Here is a 13,589-nt window from a genome sequence, read left to right on the forward strand (position 1 = left end):
GAAAAATAATGACTGGAGACTAGCAATGAAAAAGTTTGCCTTGAGTACCACTGCCCTGCTTGCGCTGGCGAGCCCGTTAGCCCACGCGCAAAGCAGCATAACGCTGTACGGCATTATCGATGCGGGTGTCACCTATTTCAGCAACCTGAACGGCCATTCCGCCTTCGTTGCCAACGACGGATCGATCCAGTCGAACCGTTGGGGCCTACGCGGCATGGAGGATATCGGTGGGGGCTCGCGCGTCATCTTCGACCTGGAAAACGGCTTCAATCTTTACTCCGGGAGCATGGTGCAATCGGGCGTGCTGTTCAGCCGCCAGGCGTGGCTGGGCATCGCCAACGACCGATTCGGCCGGCTCACGCTCGGCAAGCAGTACGACTTCTTCTGGGACGACCTCACGCAGTTCGCGATGGGCTCAGTCGCCGGCCAATACTCCTGGCACCCCGGCGATTTCGATCACCTGGCCGGCACTTTGCACATCAACAACGCCGTCAAGTACACCTCAGCGAACTACGCGGGGTTTCAGGCCGGCGCACTGTACGCGTTTCCTTCGCAATCCGTATCGGCAGGAACAGGACGGGTGATTGCGTTCGGGATGCACTATTCGAACGGGCCGCTGGATCTCGGCGCCGCGTACACCGATACGCACGACCTCGGTCTGAACGGACCCAGCCAGGCGGGCACCACGTTCTTCCCCAATCTCCCTGCCACGCCGGTACTGGCGAACGACGTCAGCAGCGTCGGGGTGGGCGGCGACTATCACTTCGGCATCAGTACGACGCGGCTGCTGTTCACCGATACGCATTTCCGCATCGCCAACGACAACGGCTCGATGCCGACGTATGAAGTGAACGAAATCCTCCAGGTCACACCGGCGACCACGGTAATGGGCGGCTACTGGTACAGCAAGCTCGAAGCGCAGAAGTGGCAGAACGCGACGCTGCTGCTCGATTACGCCCTGTCCAAGCGCACCGATGTCTACACGAGCGCGACCTATCTGCGCGCCTCGGGCGGCGCCGCACCGGTTTTCCTCGGCGGCGGGGCAGCGCCGGTGTTTGCCAACGGGATCTATGTCGGCACCGGCCAGTCTTCCACGGCGGTACGGGTCGGCATCCGCACGTTGTTCTAGTCCCGGCACGCTACATATGTGAGCGCAGCGCGTCGGACGCCGCGGGCGGTTGCCCAACACAACCCGCTCGCGGCCTTAAACAGTACTACTGACTTGCGCCCTGACCGATCCCCGCCTTCTTCTGCGCATTCTGCAGGTCTTGCGGATAGTTCGGATCGTTCTGCGCCGGGTGATAACCGGCATCTTCCAGCTTCTTCAACTCGGCGTTTTTCTTTGCCCGAGCCTGCTTGCGAGCGGCCTTCCGCTGGGCCTTGGTCGTCTTTGCCGCCGGAGCGGAGGCCGCCGGCGCGGCGTCGGCGGTACTGCCGCTCGCGCTGCTTTGCGCGAGTGCGGGAGTGATCGATCCGATGACGAGCGCGGCCGATGCAAACAACACAGCTATTTTCTTGGAAGGTGAGAAGGTCATAGGTTTATCTCCAGACGAATGCCAGGATTCGGGAGCACCGCCCATCAACGCGGCGCAGACAGCGAGGGCTGACGTGTCGGCTCATGGATCGATGCTTCGTTTGATTCCCAATGAAGACACAACATGGGAACCATGAATGTAGCTGAAGAAGCGGCATTCTGTCATTGAGGAGGCTACGCTGCCGCTATCGCGTCATCATCCGCGCCCCTGCACACTCGCGATGCGCCATTCGCCACGTCGCCTCAGTCTCCGGGTCGCCCAAGGGCAGGCTTCACGCTGCGGTGAGTTCGATAAGCGTCCGGCCAGTTGCCTGCCCGAACCGGCGTGCCATGAGCGAAGCCTCCTCGGACTGGGCTTCGTAAAGCACGAGCACCGAGTTCATCCCGACGGGTCCAACGCGAACTGTTCTGTTGACCGGCACGTACGACTTCTAAGGCAAGTCGCCTGACACCGGTCAATGAACTACTCACCGGTGTCAGGCATTTCTTCGTGAAAGAAATGATCGTAGAGCTCACGGCAAGTGACTATTTCCGCCGCTGCCTGTACGTCCCCCTCTCGTTGAAGACGCACGAAGCTTCGTCGCGATTCGAGAAGATAAAGCCGGGCGAGATAAGTTGAACCAAAAGATGTCAAGGCAGCACCCAGGTTTCGACATGCCACAGCGGCGCCATGTTCGTCGCCTATCTTGCGAGCCAGCGCCATCGACTTCTGAAAGTATCGCTCCACACCCTCCACATCCCCGAGAGCCCTCGACACAAATCCGAGCTCGTCATAGAGCATGGATTTCAGATCGTCATCAATCCCCGCAGCGGGCAGTTCATTGTATGCCGCCGAGCGCAGAAAATTTTCACGCGCGCATTCCAGCAACCGGTTTTGCTCGTCCGTATCGCTCGCTTCGTCAGCGCTCCGATAGAATCTCTTGACGCAAATACAGCCAAGATAAAAAAAGGCCGCCGCACAGGTTGGCACATCAACTTCGCCCTCCTGATCGAGCACTCTCATCAAACATGCTTCAGCTTCCTCCAGTTTGCCCGTCCACGTTTCGTCGGGCGGAGCACCCCCGTAGTAGAGTTTGGCCAGGCTAACCAGTGCCTGCGCTTGCAGGCGCGGCCGGTCGATTGCGAAGGCCACATCAGCGGCCTCGCGCAATGTTCTCTCAAGGTAGGCGACGCCATTTCTCGCAAGCATGTCTTCAGCGCTGAGAACCGCATGGACATAGCGAAACCTTGCCTGAACGGCCTCCGGTGACCGCTGCGATGCGGGGTCTTGCATGGTGGAACGCATCCATTGCTCGCAAAAGCTGAAGTAGTGAGCCCTTGCCCTCTGCGATTCACTCGCTCCCTCGGACGCTGCAATTGCCAACTCCAGCCACACGGCCTGGCTAAGCGGCGGCAAGCTGGAGCCTTTTGCGAGCTGCGCCTCAATGGCAGTGCGTGCTCGTAAGAACATCCCCAACCATTCGTTGGAAGTTGGTGCGTACTGCGACTGGATTTTTATGGCGAAGAGAAGTGCGACTGCCGATTCCAAGTCCTTTAAATCGAGTGCATAGTCGAATGCGGCGACGAGATTGGATATTTCAAGCGCAAACGCGTGAACCGCCGCGGCGCGACCGACGTCGGCCCTGGACTGCAGCCAGTCGCCCAATTCGACAGCCGCCTTCACATAAGCGCCGACAGCGGCCATCCCCGTCTCGTCAAATGCCGAACGTGCAAATTCTCCGAAGTGCTCTTCAAACCAGCGGACCAAAATTGCTCGGCCAAAGGGATGAATGGCATAGGCTTCGCTTCCCCAGGACTGCAGCAGATAATCGCTCTCCGCGCGCTGAAGCAGATCGCCCCAATGCCGCTGCGAGTTAGCGTGCGCGTCAACTTCGAGACTATCCAGTCCACATTTCAGGTTGCGGAGTGTGACCAGTTGGAAGAATCCTTGAAACAGCGCGATGAGAGCGAGATCTCTTCGCTCGCCGGCTTGATATCGCCTGTCGATGGAAGCGCACAGTGCTTCATAGACACTGTTCGGCTGCCTGGCGTCGAAAATGCCGTTCACCACGAAGCCTTGCAGCAACGCATCCAACGCTTGCTGGAAGGACTGCGTTGTCCCTGTGGCATTGATACGCGCGCGATCGATGATCCATCGGATAACACCGGGCAAGCCTCGTGACGTCGCAACGAGAAGTGAGAGCAAGCGGTCGTCGTCAACGCACTCCCGGGAAAGACACTCGCCCGCCAGGGCCCGCGAGGCGTCTGGACTCAGACGTCGCAGGGAGAACGCTACTGTCGATTTCTCGGGAAGGAGCGACCGGACTGGACTTCTCGATACCCAGACAATCCTGAGCCCCGCATGGAGCAGCGAGCGAATAAGATCGCCGAGCTTGCCGCCACCTGAGCTTCCGGGCCTATCACCGGAAACTTTGGATGACGCCACCTCGACACTGCAATCCACGATCAGCAACGTTGATTTCAGGAGCTGCCTGCTCGTCGCGGTAGTGATGGAGAACGAATCATCCACCGCGATAGGCAGTGCCCTGCAAATGCTATCGCACAGCGTGTCCTGCGCGGCTAACGCGCCGACAAACTCCCGATAGATGACCTTTTCGAAGGGCGCGACCGCTCCGTGTCCGCCAGGATGATGCGTGAGTGAACACCAACGCGCAAACTCTTGAGCAAGCACGGACTTTCCCGCGTACGGCGGCCCGACGAGCATGACCGCCTGATACTTCACGAGGGCTCGGTCAATCGCAAGCAAAGCATAGTCCTGGCCGATCACGCCACCTTCCGGAGCAGGTGGGATGCCGTCCGAAAACATGTTCCGATGCTTCCCGGACCGCGCGCGCCGTCGACCGACCGTCGATTCATTCGTCCGGAATTGCACCGTCTTGCTTTGAACAAGGACAGGCAACTGCCAGCATTCGGAGGCCGGCTGCTGGCCGTGTGCGAACGCTAGATCACGTCTTGCGTCGGAGAAAATATCGGCAAGCTCGCCACCTTGGCTTATACCGTCGTACAACTGGACGACAAACTGCGCTGCGGTTTCGACGCCAACGTTGTAACGCATGGCGATGACGCTATCCACACCGTTGGCGGCAACTTCGTAGGCAACGGGCATCGCCGCATCCGCAGCCATGGGCAAACCGTCAATGCCCCGCGCCGACAACGCTCCACTGGATTGCGTATAGGCGGAACGGCACGCGTTCATGATCAGCAGCTTGACGGAGCCGGCGTTCAACGCCATTCCCAGCTTGTCGCCGGGGACAAGACTCCGGCCTTGCAGTTCGGGTTCAAACAAGGCATATCCACGAAAGCCGCTGCTGCCCTCGAGATGCTCCCATGTTCCATGTCCGTCAAAATGAACGATCTGGTAAGGTCGACCCGCATCGGCCGCCTCTTTCAGTACTACGCATAATCTTCGGAACGTAGGGGGACGCAGCAGGTCAAGCGTGATTCCCAGGTGGTTTCGCTGTTCAAGGGCGGCAAGTACCGGACGAGCGACGGCCCTATATTCGACGTCACTGTCGTCGAACGGACGACAGATAACGAACAGCACACGATACGGGCGCGATTCATCTAATTCTACGGGCCGCCTCGCGCCATGACGCATTAAGGTCGGCCGGCCCAGTTTCGTCGACATATGGCTCTGCGCAATGCGGAACACGAATGAGCTGACAGCGAGCGATACAGACGCCGCGTTGCGTTCTGGACGCAGCAGTTCCCATGGAAACAACCTTGTCCGCGGATCCGCCTCCTCGATCTCGACTCGCAATCCGCGAAGCGCCTGTGAGACTTCGGCCCAAAGTCGACGGGTTTCCTCGCCGCCATCAAAGACCTGCCGAAACAGATTCACCCCGATATCGGCCATGCGGTCCAACGCCACGTTCGCGAGTCGCGGAACATGGCCGTCTCGTCCCGTGAGAAAGTCCTCAAAATACCAGCGATGAAGCCTCCAGTCGTCTTCGGTCCAGACTGGTGCGAGGTCGGCAGACGCGGTCTTTGAACCGTTGGCGTGGAGGTAGGTGATCGCCACCCTCATCACGCCGCGGCTGTCGAAACCGCACTCCTTGATCTCAAGGACGCTCATGAGCGACGGTGGCCTTTTTCCGGCTCACCGGAGGTTCGACGCGTTGTACACCGAATGCCAGGTAATTGTGGTTGATAAGCGTCTTGCCGTCAGCCTTACTGACGATCGCTGCCTGTTCTGGAAGATAAACCCATGCGCTCCAGTCGAAAGCCTGCTCAACAGACTGAGGTACCTGCACGGCCAAATAAGAGCCCAACGCCAGGCGCGCTCCAAAAGGCGGTGTTTCGAAGTCGAGGCCCATGCGAAACTCCTGGACCTTTCTGTTCCGCCGGGTTCGTTTGAGAAACGCACCTGTCGTTGCGGCCACGATTTCCGTGAATGGAATGATGGCCGGGTTAATTGCGGCACCGACGAGCTTTAGTCCATGTCGAAAAGTGCCTGAATTCAGAACTTGCAGGAATTCCTCGTCAAGTTCGTTCTTGACGTTGACCGTCTGACAACGAAGCCCGATACCGATGTCACCCACCTTGAGCCCCGAAAAAAGGGGATCGCCCGCTACGCCAGCGGATTGACCGTCGAGTACGTTGTAGGATCGGCTAAACCGTAGCTCGCGCTCTTTGAGGCGCTGGTCGAACACCCCGCAGTCGAGCAGAATCTGATGTCTGCCGTTGCCCGGATATTTAGCCACCCGCAATTGCTGCAAGGTAATGTGCACATGAGCGCCGACAAGCGAGCGGTCGGCTACGATGTTGGAGGCATCCACGATGGCCACTGACTGCGTTGTCCCGGCGGACAATCTGGGAATATAGCCGAACACATGAGCCGTGTACTGCCACGGCGGCGCGTCGCCGCCGAGTATCTGGGGCAGTTGGAATCCGAAGTCCGTCGCGGCTATCGCGAGGCTACCCTGTCCATCCAACTCCTTCCGAAGCCATGCAATCGCTTCGTGGTCGCCAATCTCCTCCAGGACAGCAAGGAGTTCATCGGCGGGCAAGTCCCCCATCACGGGGTCGTTGGCATCGGTGTACTCATTCAGTGTCATCCTGCTTCCCCTTTGAAAGGCGAGGCTCACCTACCCGGATCCGAAATCCGTCCAATACAGTGTAGGGTATGGATAACAGCGCGCCATAGGGGAAAAGACGCGAGGCGGGATAACCGCCATTCGCGCTGCCCCAACCGACAGACTGGCGCGCTCTACCAGAATCAAACTACCGCTGAGCGGACCACACGAACCGGCGTCGACTTGTAGGACGGCGTGCCGCTTTCCTTGTCAATGTAGTCAAGCGGCACCAGAACGTTTGCTTCCGGGTAGTAAGCGCCCACCGAACCTGGCGCGATGTCGTAGGCGATCGCCGTGATCTTCTCCAGGCGAAGTTGGCGGCCAGGCACGGCCGTCTCGATGTCGACCAGATCCCCATGTTCAAGCCCGCATGCGGCAAGATCGGCCTCGTTCATAAACAGCACGTCACGCCGGCCGAACACCCCCCGGTAACGATCGTCCAGGGCGTAGATGGTCGTGTTGTACTGGTCGTGGCTGCGCAGCGTCACGAGGCGCAGGACGTCGTCGCCATCCACGTCCGCGTCTTCCTTCACACCGTGGTACACCGAGAACATCGCCTTGCCGGTCGGCGTCGGGAAAACGCGCCCGGTCGGCGGCAGCGGCATGCGGAAGCCACCCGGCACGCGGATGCGTGCGTTGTAGCGCTCGAAGCCCGGAATCGTCTCTTCGATCAGGTCGCGGATCTTGTCGTAGTCGGCGACCAGCTCCATCCAGTTCACCTTGCTGTCCGGGAGCGTCGCGGCGGCGATGCCGGCCACAATTGCGGGCTCCGAGCGCAGGAACTCGGAGGCGGGCGTGAGCTTGCCGGCCGACGCATGGACCATCGACATCGAATCCTCAACGGTGATCGACTGGCCCATGCCGTTCTGCATGTCGAGTTCGGTGCGACCGATCACCGGCAGAATGTAGGTTTCCTTCGCGACCAGCAAGTGCGAGCGGTTGAGCTTGGTGCCGAGATGCACACTCAGATCGAGCGCCTTCATCGCCGGGAAGCACTGATCCGAATCCGGCAGCGCGACCGCGAAGTTGCCCCCGAGGCACAGCAGCGCCTTCGACTTGCCCGCAATCATCGCCTGCATGGCCGCGACTGCGTCGTGGCCATGCTCCGCGGGTGGCTTGAAGCCGAGTACTTCCTCGATCTTCGCGAGGAATGCCGCGGACGGTTTCTCGGTGATGCCGACCGTACGGTTGCCTTGCACGTTCGAGTGGCCACGCAGCGGGCAGATACCGCCGCCTTCTCTGCCCATGTTGCCGCGCATCAGCAGCAGGTCGCAGATCAGGCGCACGTTCGCGGTGCCCTTGTTATGCTGCGTGACGCCCATTCCGTAAGTGATGATCGTCGACTTCGCTTTCGCGTACGCGTCCGCGACGTTAGCGAGTTCATCGCGGGTCAGGCCGCTTTCCGCTTCGATGTCTTGCCACGAAGTGGCCTCGATGTCCGCCACGAGCGCATCAATGCCTTCCGTGTACGTCGCGATGAACTCGCGGTCGAGTACGTCGCCGCGCTCGGCGTCGAGCGCGAGCAGTGCCTTGATCACGCCCTTGAGCGCGGCCGCGTCGCCGCCAGCTTTCACCTGATGATAGGTTGACGCGATGCGAGTGGAACCGAACGTCGCCATCTGTAGCATCGACTGCGGATCCTGGAAGCGTTCTAGCGCGCGCTCGCGGAGCGGATTGAACACGATGATCGGGACGCCGCGACGCGAAGCTTCCCAGAGCGTGCCCATCATTCGCGGGTGGTTGGTGCCCGGGTTGTGGCCGATCGAGATGATCAGGTCGGTCTTCTCGAAGTCGTCGAGCGACACGGTGCCCTTGCCGATGCCGATCGATTGCGGCAAGCCGACGCTGGTCGGTTCGTGGCACATGTTCGAGCAATCCGGGAAATTGTTCGTGCCATATTCCCTGGCGAACAGCTGATAGAGATACGCGGCCTCGTTCGAGGCCCGGCCGGACGTATAGAACTCGACCTGGTCGGGCGACAGCCCGCGCAGGATTTCGCCGATCCGGCCGAACGCCGCCTCCCATTCGACGGCCCGGAAGGTGTCCGTTGCACGGTCGTAGACGAGCGGATGCGTGAGCCGGCCCATATCCTCCAGTTCGAAATCCGACCGTTCCAGCAGCGACGACACCGTGTTGGACGCGAAGAACTCTGGGCGTACCCGCTTGGTCGTGGCTTCCCAGGTGACCGCTTTGGCACCGTTTTCGCAGAACTGGAACGTCGACTTGTGCTCCTTGTCGGGCCATGCGCAGCCAGGACAGTCGAAGCCATCAGGCTGATTGGTCCGAAGCAACGTGAGGGGAGCCTTGATGGTCTCCATCTGCAGCCGGATGGCTTGCGATGTCGCTTTGAGCGCCCCCCAACCACCCGCTGGGTCGTCGTACTCCCGAATACCGGGCACTTCGCGTCGATTCGTCATCTGCGGCTCCATGAACTGCCCCAGAGACCCGGAGACTGTCCTGCCTGGGGTTACGCCGCGTCGCGGCGTACGGTTAGGATAAGGCTCAGTCTACATGGGCGTTCCCGATCTCGTCGAGCAACACCATGCCATACGGACGCCGCCGGACGCACTCGGTCAACTGGCCGCCGCGCAGCTCAGGCTACGGGGCCGATAGGGTTCGGTGCTTTCAACACCCCTACGGTCGTTGTATGCCCTGTGCGTTCACTTTCAGCCGGTACAGAGACGTCGACGCCACGATAAACATCTCGTCACGGTTCTTGCCGCCGAACGTCAGGTTCGCCACCTTCTCCGGCACCGGGATCAGCGCGAGCCGGGTGCCGTCGGGGTGGAAGACCTGTATGCCGATCGCGCTGCTGGTGAAGACCCAGCCGCGGCTGTCAAGGCGAAATCCATCCGGCAAGCCCTCCCCATCGGCAATGGTCGCGAAGATCCGGGCGTTGCTCAAAGACCGGCCGCCTACGACGTCGAACACCCGTATGTTGTGGAAGCCCTCGTCTCCATACGGGATCGTTGACGTATCCGACACGTAAAGCAGTGACTCGTCCGGCGAAAATGCCAGGCCGTTCGGGCAGATCAGAAGATCGGTCATGACATCCAGCGTCTTGTCGCGCGGGTCGAATCGAAACACATGGCAGCCGCGCATTTCCTGAGCGGACTGATGCCCCTCGTAATCCGACAAGATGCCGTACGGCGGATCGCTGAACCAGATCGTCCCATCGCTTTTCACCACCACGTCGTTGGGCGAATTCAGGCGCCGGCCATGATAGCGGTCCACGACGATCTCATCGACCGGCCGGCTGAGATTCGGGCCGAATCGCGTGCGAATCACCGCACGCTGCCCGTGAGAACAGTGCAGCAGGCTGCCGTCCGCTTCACGATAATGACCGTTCGTGAATTCCACGCGATCGCGCCAGACGCTCACGCCCTCTTCGGGATGCCAGCGCATCATCCGGTTGTTGGGAATGTCGCTCCATAGCACGGAGTTGTCCTCGTGCATCCAGACCGCGCCTTCGCTCCATATGCAGCCGCTCGCCAGCTGCTCCAGCTTCGCATCGCCCGCCAGCAATTCCCGGGCGCGCTCGTCATAGACCTCTATAGCCGAATGATTCATTTCGCTTTCCTAACGTGTTCGCCGTTTTTCCGTCAATGCCACCACCATCACGATGATGATGCCCGTCAACAAGGTTCGCAAACCCGCACTCGCTCCGGCACTGTTCAGCAAGGCGACCAGCAGAAACATGAACAACGCCCCGCCCCAGATGCCGCCGATAGACGCCCGGCCACCGGCAACCGAGGTACCGCCAATCACGACCACCGCTACCGTCAGCAGCAAATATTCATTGCCTTGATCCAGCGAATTCCCGCCGGAGTAGGAAGCTATCAGGCATCCGGTCAAGCCGGCCAGGGCGCCGCTGATTGCATACGTCAGCAGGACATGGAAGCCCGTTTTCACGCCGGCCAGGCGCGCCGCATTGCGATTCTGACCGATTGCACAAAGCGCCCTGCCGTATATCGTGCGGGTGAGCAGTAGCCAGACCAGCAAGGTCAGCACCATCGCGAAGAGCGCAAATACCGGCACAGCACCGATGCGCGCCACCAGCATCTCCGCCAACAAGGCGGGAGGCGGCGTACGCATGCCGCGTCCGTAAGCGATGGCGCAGGACAAGACGATCAGGGCACTCGACATCGTGGCGATAATCGGCGGAATCCGCAGCAGGCGGATCAGCAGAAAGTTCACGATCCCCACCACCATTCCGGATGCGAGCGCGACCAGAATGCCCACCGCAATGAGACTGTTCGAGCTTTCCATTGCACTCATCGACAAGGCGCCCGATAGCGCGATCACCGACGGTATCGACAGGTCGATATTGCCGGGCCCGCTCGTAATCACCAGCATCTGCCCCAACGAAACCAGGACGGTGAAGGTCGAGAAGCTGAGTGCCGTCGTCAGCAGGGAACCCATGCCGGGGCCCCCTTTGCCTGCGTTGAACAAGGCCGTGGCGACAAGCGCGAGAATCGCCGCGAGCCAGGTACTTAGCCAGTAGGTATTGCGTAGCCGACCCCACGCGGAAACACGGACGTCGCTCATGCTGGTTTCCCCGAATAGTTGATCACGGTCCGCAAGCTCAGCGCCACGACGAGAATCACGCCTTGCATGGCGACTTGCCAGTCCGAAGACACCTGGTAGAAGTTCAGAAACGACGTCGCCAGCGTCATGGTCAAGGCGCCGAACACGCTTCCCAGCGCGTACACCTTCCCGCCGACGAACTCACCGCCGCCCAGGATGACGCTCGCAATGGAAATCAGGGTATAGCTGGTGGCCTGATTGGCGTCGGCCGACGTGGTCTGTCCCAGCAACAGCAAGCCGGAGACGATGCCGAATAGCCCTGCCAACGCGTAGACGGCGGCGTGAATGCCGAGGCTCGAGCGGCCGCTTCGCTGGATCACTTTGGGGTTGCCGCCAAAGCCGCGCACGACAATACCGAAGACGGTGACATTAAAGATCACATATGCGATCAGCGCCGCGAGCAGGGCAAACAGGACAGGCAACGGCACGAATGGGGGTTGCCACGCCATCAGATCGACGAGGTATTGAGGCGCCTGACCACCTGGACTCGGCACCAGCAACAGTGCGAAGCCCAGCCAGATAAACGACAAACCCAGCGTAACGACAATCGACGACAACTGCCGTACCTGAATCAGGACACCGCAAAACACGTACACGCCAACCGCCAGAACATATAGCAGGACTGCGAGCCAGGGCGAGGCGGGCAGGATGACCGCGCCGATCGCGGCGCACATCGAAATGAACGGCCCAATGGACAGATCCAGGTCGCCTACCGACACCATCATCATCTGCGCGAGGGTTGCGAACACGATCGGGACAGAGGCGCCCAATAGCAGTGTCAGTCCCATATACGACAGCGCCAGCGGCTGATTTCGATAGATCAGCCCCAGCAGGACCGCAAAGGTGAGCGCAGACAGCAAACGGGAGGTATTGGCGCGGAGATTTCTCATGCCAGCTCCTCGAAGGACATGCGGAACAGCTCGCCTTCACTCAAATCCGCATTCGCGATTTCGCCCACAATTTTGCCTTCGTTCATGACATAGATGCGGTCGCAGTGATAGAGCTCCTCGAACTCGGTGGTGTACCAAAGGAACGTGCGCCCCTGATGGGCTTGCGATCGAATGATGTTATAGATTTCAAACTTGGTGCCGACATCCACGCCGCGCGTCGGATCGTCCATGAGGATGACCGGCGCATCCGCTCCCAAGGCACGCGCAAACAATACCTTCTGCTGGTTGCCGCCGGAAAGCGAATCGATGGGGAGATTCATGTCGGGCGTTTTCACCTTCAACTTTTCCATCCACTGCCTGATCAGGCGGCCTTCCTCCTTAAAGGAAATCAGCCCTGCCCGCCCGCATTTTCCCAGCCAGGACAAGCTCATGTTTTTGGCAATCGACCACAAACCGAATACGCCGTCGCTCTGACGATCGCCGGCGACAAAGGCCGTGCCGGCACGCCGTTCATTGCCGAGCCGATCCGCGCGCCCCTTGTGCAACGCATGAACCAGCTTGAGCAGGCGGGTTTGGCCGTGCCCGGCCAGCCCCGCCAGTCCGATGATTTCGCCCTCGAACGCCTTGAGCGGCAAACTTTCCGCAGACAGGCGCGCCTGTATCTGCAGTTCGCCGGCTTGAAATTGCCGGGCGGTCGTCGCTTTGTCGCCCTGGTTCGTGTGACCGTGGCCCATTGCGTCGACTACGCGCTCCACGTCGGTTTGTGCCGTAGGACTTTCGTAGACGACAGCGCCTTCGCGCATCACGACGACGCGGTCGCTGTAATTCATGACCTCTGCCATCTTGTGCGAAATCAGAATGCAGATGCCGCCGCCGCGCACAAACTCCCGCAAGTAACCCAGCAGTTGCTTCGCCGAGTGTTCGTCCAGCGAAGAAGTGGGCTCATCGAGAATGACCAGCTTCAGGGGGTGGTCGCCGGGCGTAAACGCCATGGCGATCTCCACCATCTGACGTTTCGTGATCGGGATGTCCTCGATGATCTGGCGTGGGGCAAGGCCATGCCCCGGGAATATCCGGTCCAGCGCATCCAGCAACTGCGCGCCGGCCTGTTTGCGCCATCCCAGCCCGTTGCCGTGCGAAGTCCGCAGACGCATGTTCTCGGCAAGGCTGAGATTGGGACAGAGCGACAACTCCTGGAAGACGCAGCGGATGCCGTGCCGGATGGCTTCGTGGGTATTCCAGTGATGCTCCAGCTCGTTCCCACCCACGAACAGCGCGCCGTGGTCGTTTTTGAATACCCCCGAGAGGATATTCATCAACGTCGATTTACCGGCGCCGTTGTGTCCGACGATACCCACGCACTCCCCCGGATAAAACGCCAGGCTGACATCGACCAGCGCCCGCACGGCACCAAAGGTCTTGCCGATCGTCGCGGTTCTGACAAATGCTGCATCTGCACTCAATGCCATAACACTCCCCACTCACCCCGACTCAACCCAGATG

9 protein-coding genes and 1 pseudogene are annotated in these 13,589 nt (G+C 60.2%); 1 reads left to right on the forward strand and 9 read right to left on the reverse strand.

Features of this window, described 5'->3' with window-relative positions; all coding sequences use genetic code 11:
• Window positions 1–25 precede the first annotated feature (25 nt).
• A complete protein-coding gene (locus BUS12_RS12610) occupies window positions 26–1,129 on the forward strand; it encodes a porin (RefSeq protein WP_074296004.1) in 1,104 nt (367 codons plus the stop codon).
• An 85-nt stretch (window positions 1,130–1,214) separates the two neighbouring features.
• Here BUS12_RS12610 and BUS12_RS12615 read toward each other — a convergent pair whose 3' ends face one another.
• The 9 genes and pseudogenes from BUS12_RS12615 to BUS12_RS12650 all read right to left on the reverse strand — a co-directional run bounded on the left by BUS12_RS12615 (window position 1,215) and on the right by BUS12_RS12650 (window position 13,555).
• Window positions 1,215–1,535, reverse strand: a complete 321-nt coding sequence (locus tag BUS12_RS12615) for a hypothetical protein (protein WP_074296005.1) — start codon at window positions 1,533–1,535, stop codon at window positions 1,215–1,217.
• A 462-nt stretch (window positions 1,536–1,997) separates the two neighbouring features.
• Window positions 1,998–5,609, reverse strand: coding sequence for a CHAT domain-containing protein (locus BUS12_RS12620; RefSeq protein ID WP_074296006.1), 3,612 nt, complete (start codon window positions 5,607–5,609; stop codon window positions 1,998–2,000).
• On the reverse strand, window positions 5,596–6,591 hold the full coding sequence (locus BUS12_RS12625) for a hypothetical protein (RefSeq protein WP_074296007.1): 996 nt from the start codon (window positions 6,589–6,591) through the stop codon (window positions 5,596–5,598). The genes BUS12_RS12620 and BUS12_RS12625 overlap by 14 nt, the downstream gene beginning before the upstream one ends.
• A 161-nt stretch (window positions 6,592–6,752) precedes the next feature.
• The gene (locus tag BUS12_RS12630) at window positions 6,753–9,026 is read right to left on the reverse strand and encodes an FdhF/YdeP family oxidoreductase (RefSeq protein ID WP_074296008.1); all 2,274 of its coding nucleotides are present in this window, start codon (window positions 9,024–9,026) and stop codon (window positions 6,753–6,755) included.
• Window positions 9,027–9,114: 88 nt separating this feature from the next.
• Window positions 9,115–9,195: pseudogene (locus BUS12_RS39785) on the reverse strand (AAA family ATPase); the annotation flags it as partial.
• A gap of 48 nt (window positions 9,196–9,243) precedes the next feature.
• Complete coding sequence (locus BUS12_RS12635; protein WP_074296009.1) at window positions 9,244–10,179, reverse strand: SMP-30/gluconolactonase/LRE family protein; 936 nt, start codon at window positions 10,177–10,179, stop codon at window positions 9,244–9,246.
• Window positions 10,180–10,188: 9 nt separating this feature from the next.
• A complete protein-coding gene (locus BUS12_RS12640) occupies window positions 10,189–11,157 on the reverse strand; it encodes an ABC transporter permease (protein ID WP_074296010.1) in 969 nt (322 codons plus the stop codon).
• Entirely contained in the window at window positions 11,154–12,086 is a 933-nt protein-coding gene (locus tag BUS12_RS12645; protein WP_074296011.1) for an ABC transporter permease, read from the reverse strand. Before BUS12_RS12645 ends, BUS12_RS12640 begins: the two co-directional genes overlap by 4 nt.
• The gene (locus BUS12_RS12650; protein ID WP_074296012.1) at window positions 12,083–13,555 is read right to left on the reverse strand and encodes a sugar ABC transporter ATP-binding protein; all 1,473 of its coding nucleotides are present in this window, start codon (window positions 13,553–13,555) and stop codon (window positions 12,083–12,085) included. The genes BUS12_RS12645 and BUS12_RS12650 overlap by 4 nt, the downstream gene beginning before the upstream one ends.
• Between the last annotated feature and the right edge of the window lie 34 nt (window positions 13,556–13,589).

Source organism: Paraburkholderia phenazinium, from assembly GCF_900142845.1.
In the GTDB taxonomy this organism is placed as follows: domain Bacteria; phylum Pseudomonadota; class Gammaproteobacteria; order Burkholderiales; family Burkholderiaceae; genus Paraburkholderia; species Paraburkholderia phenazinium_A.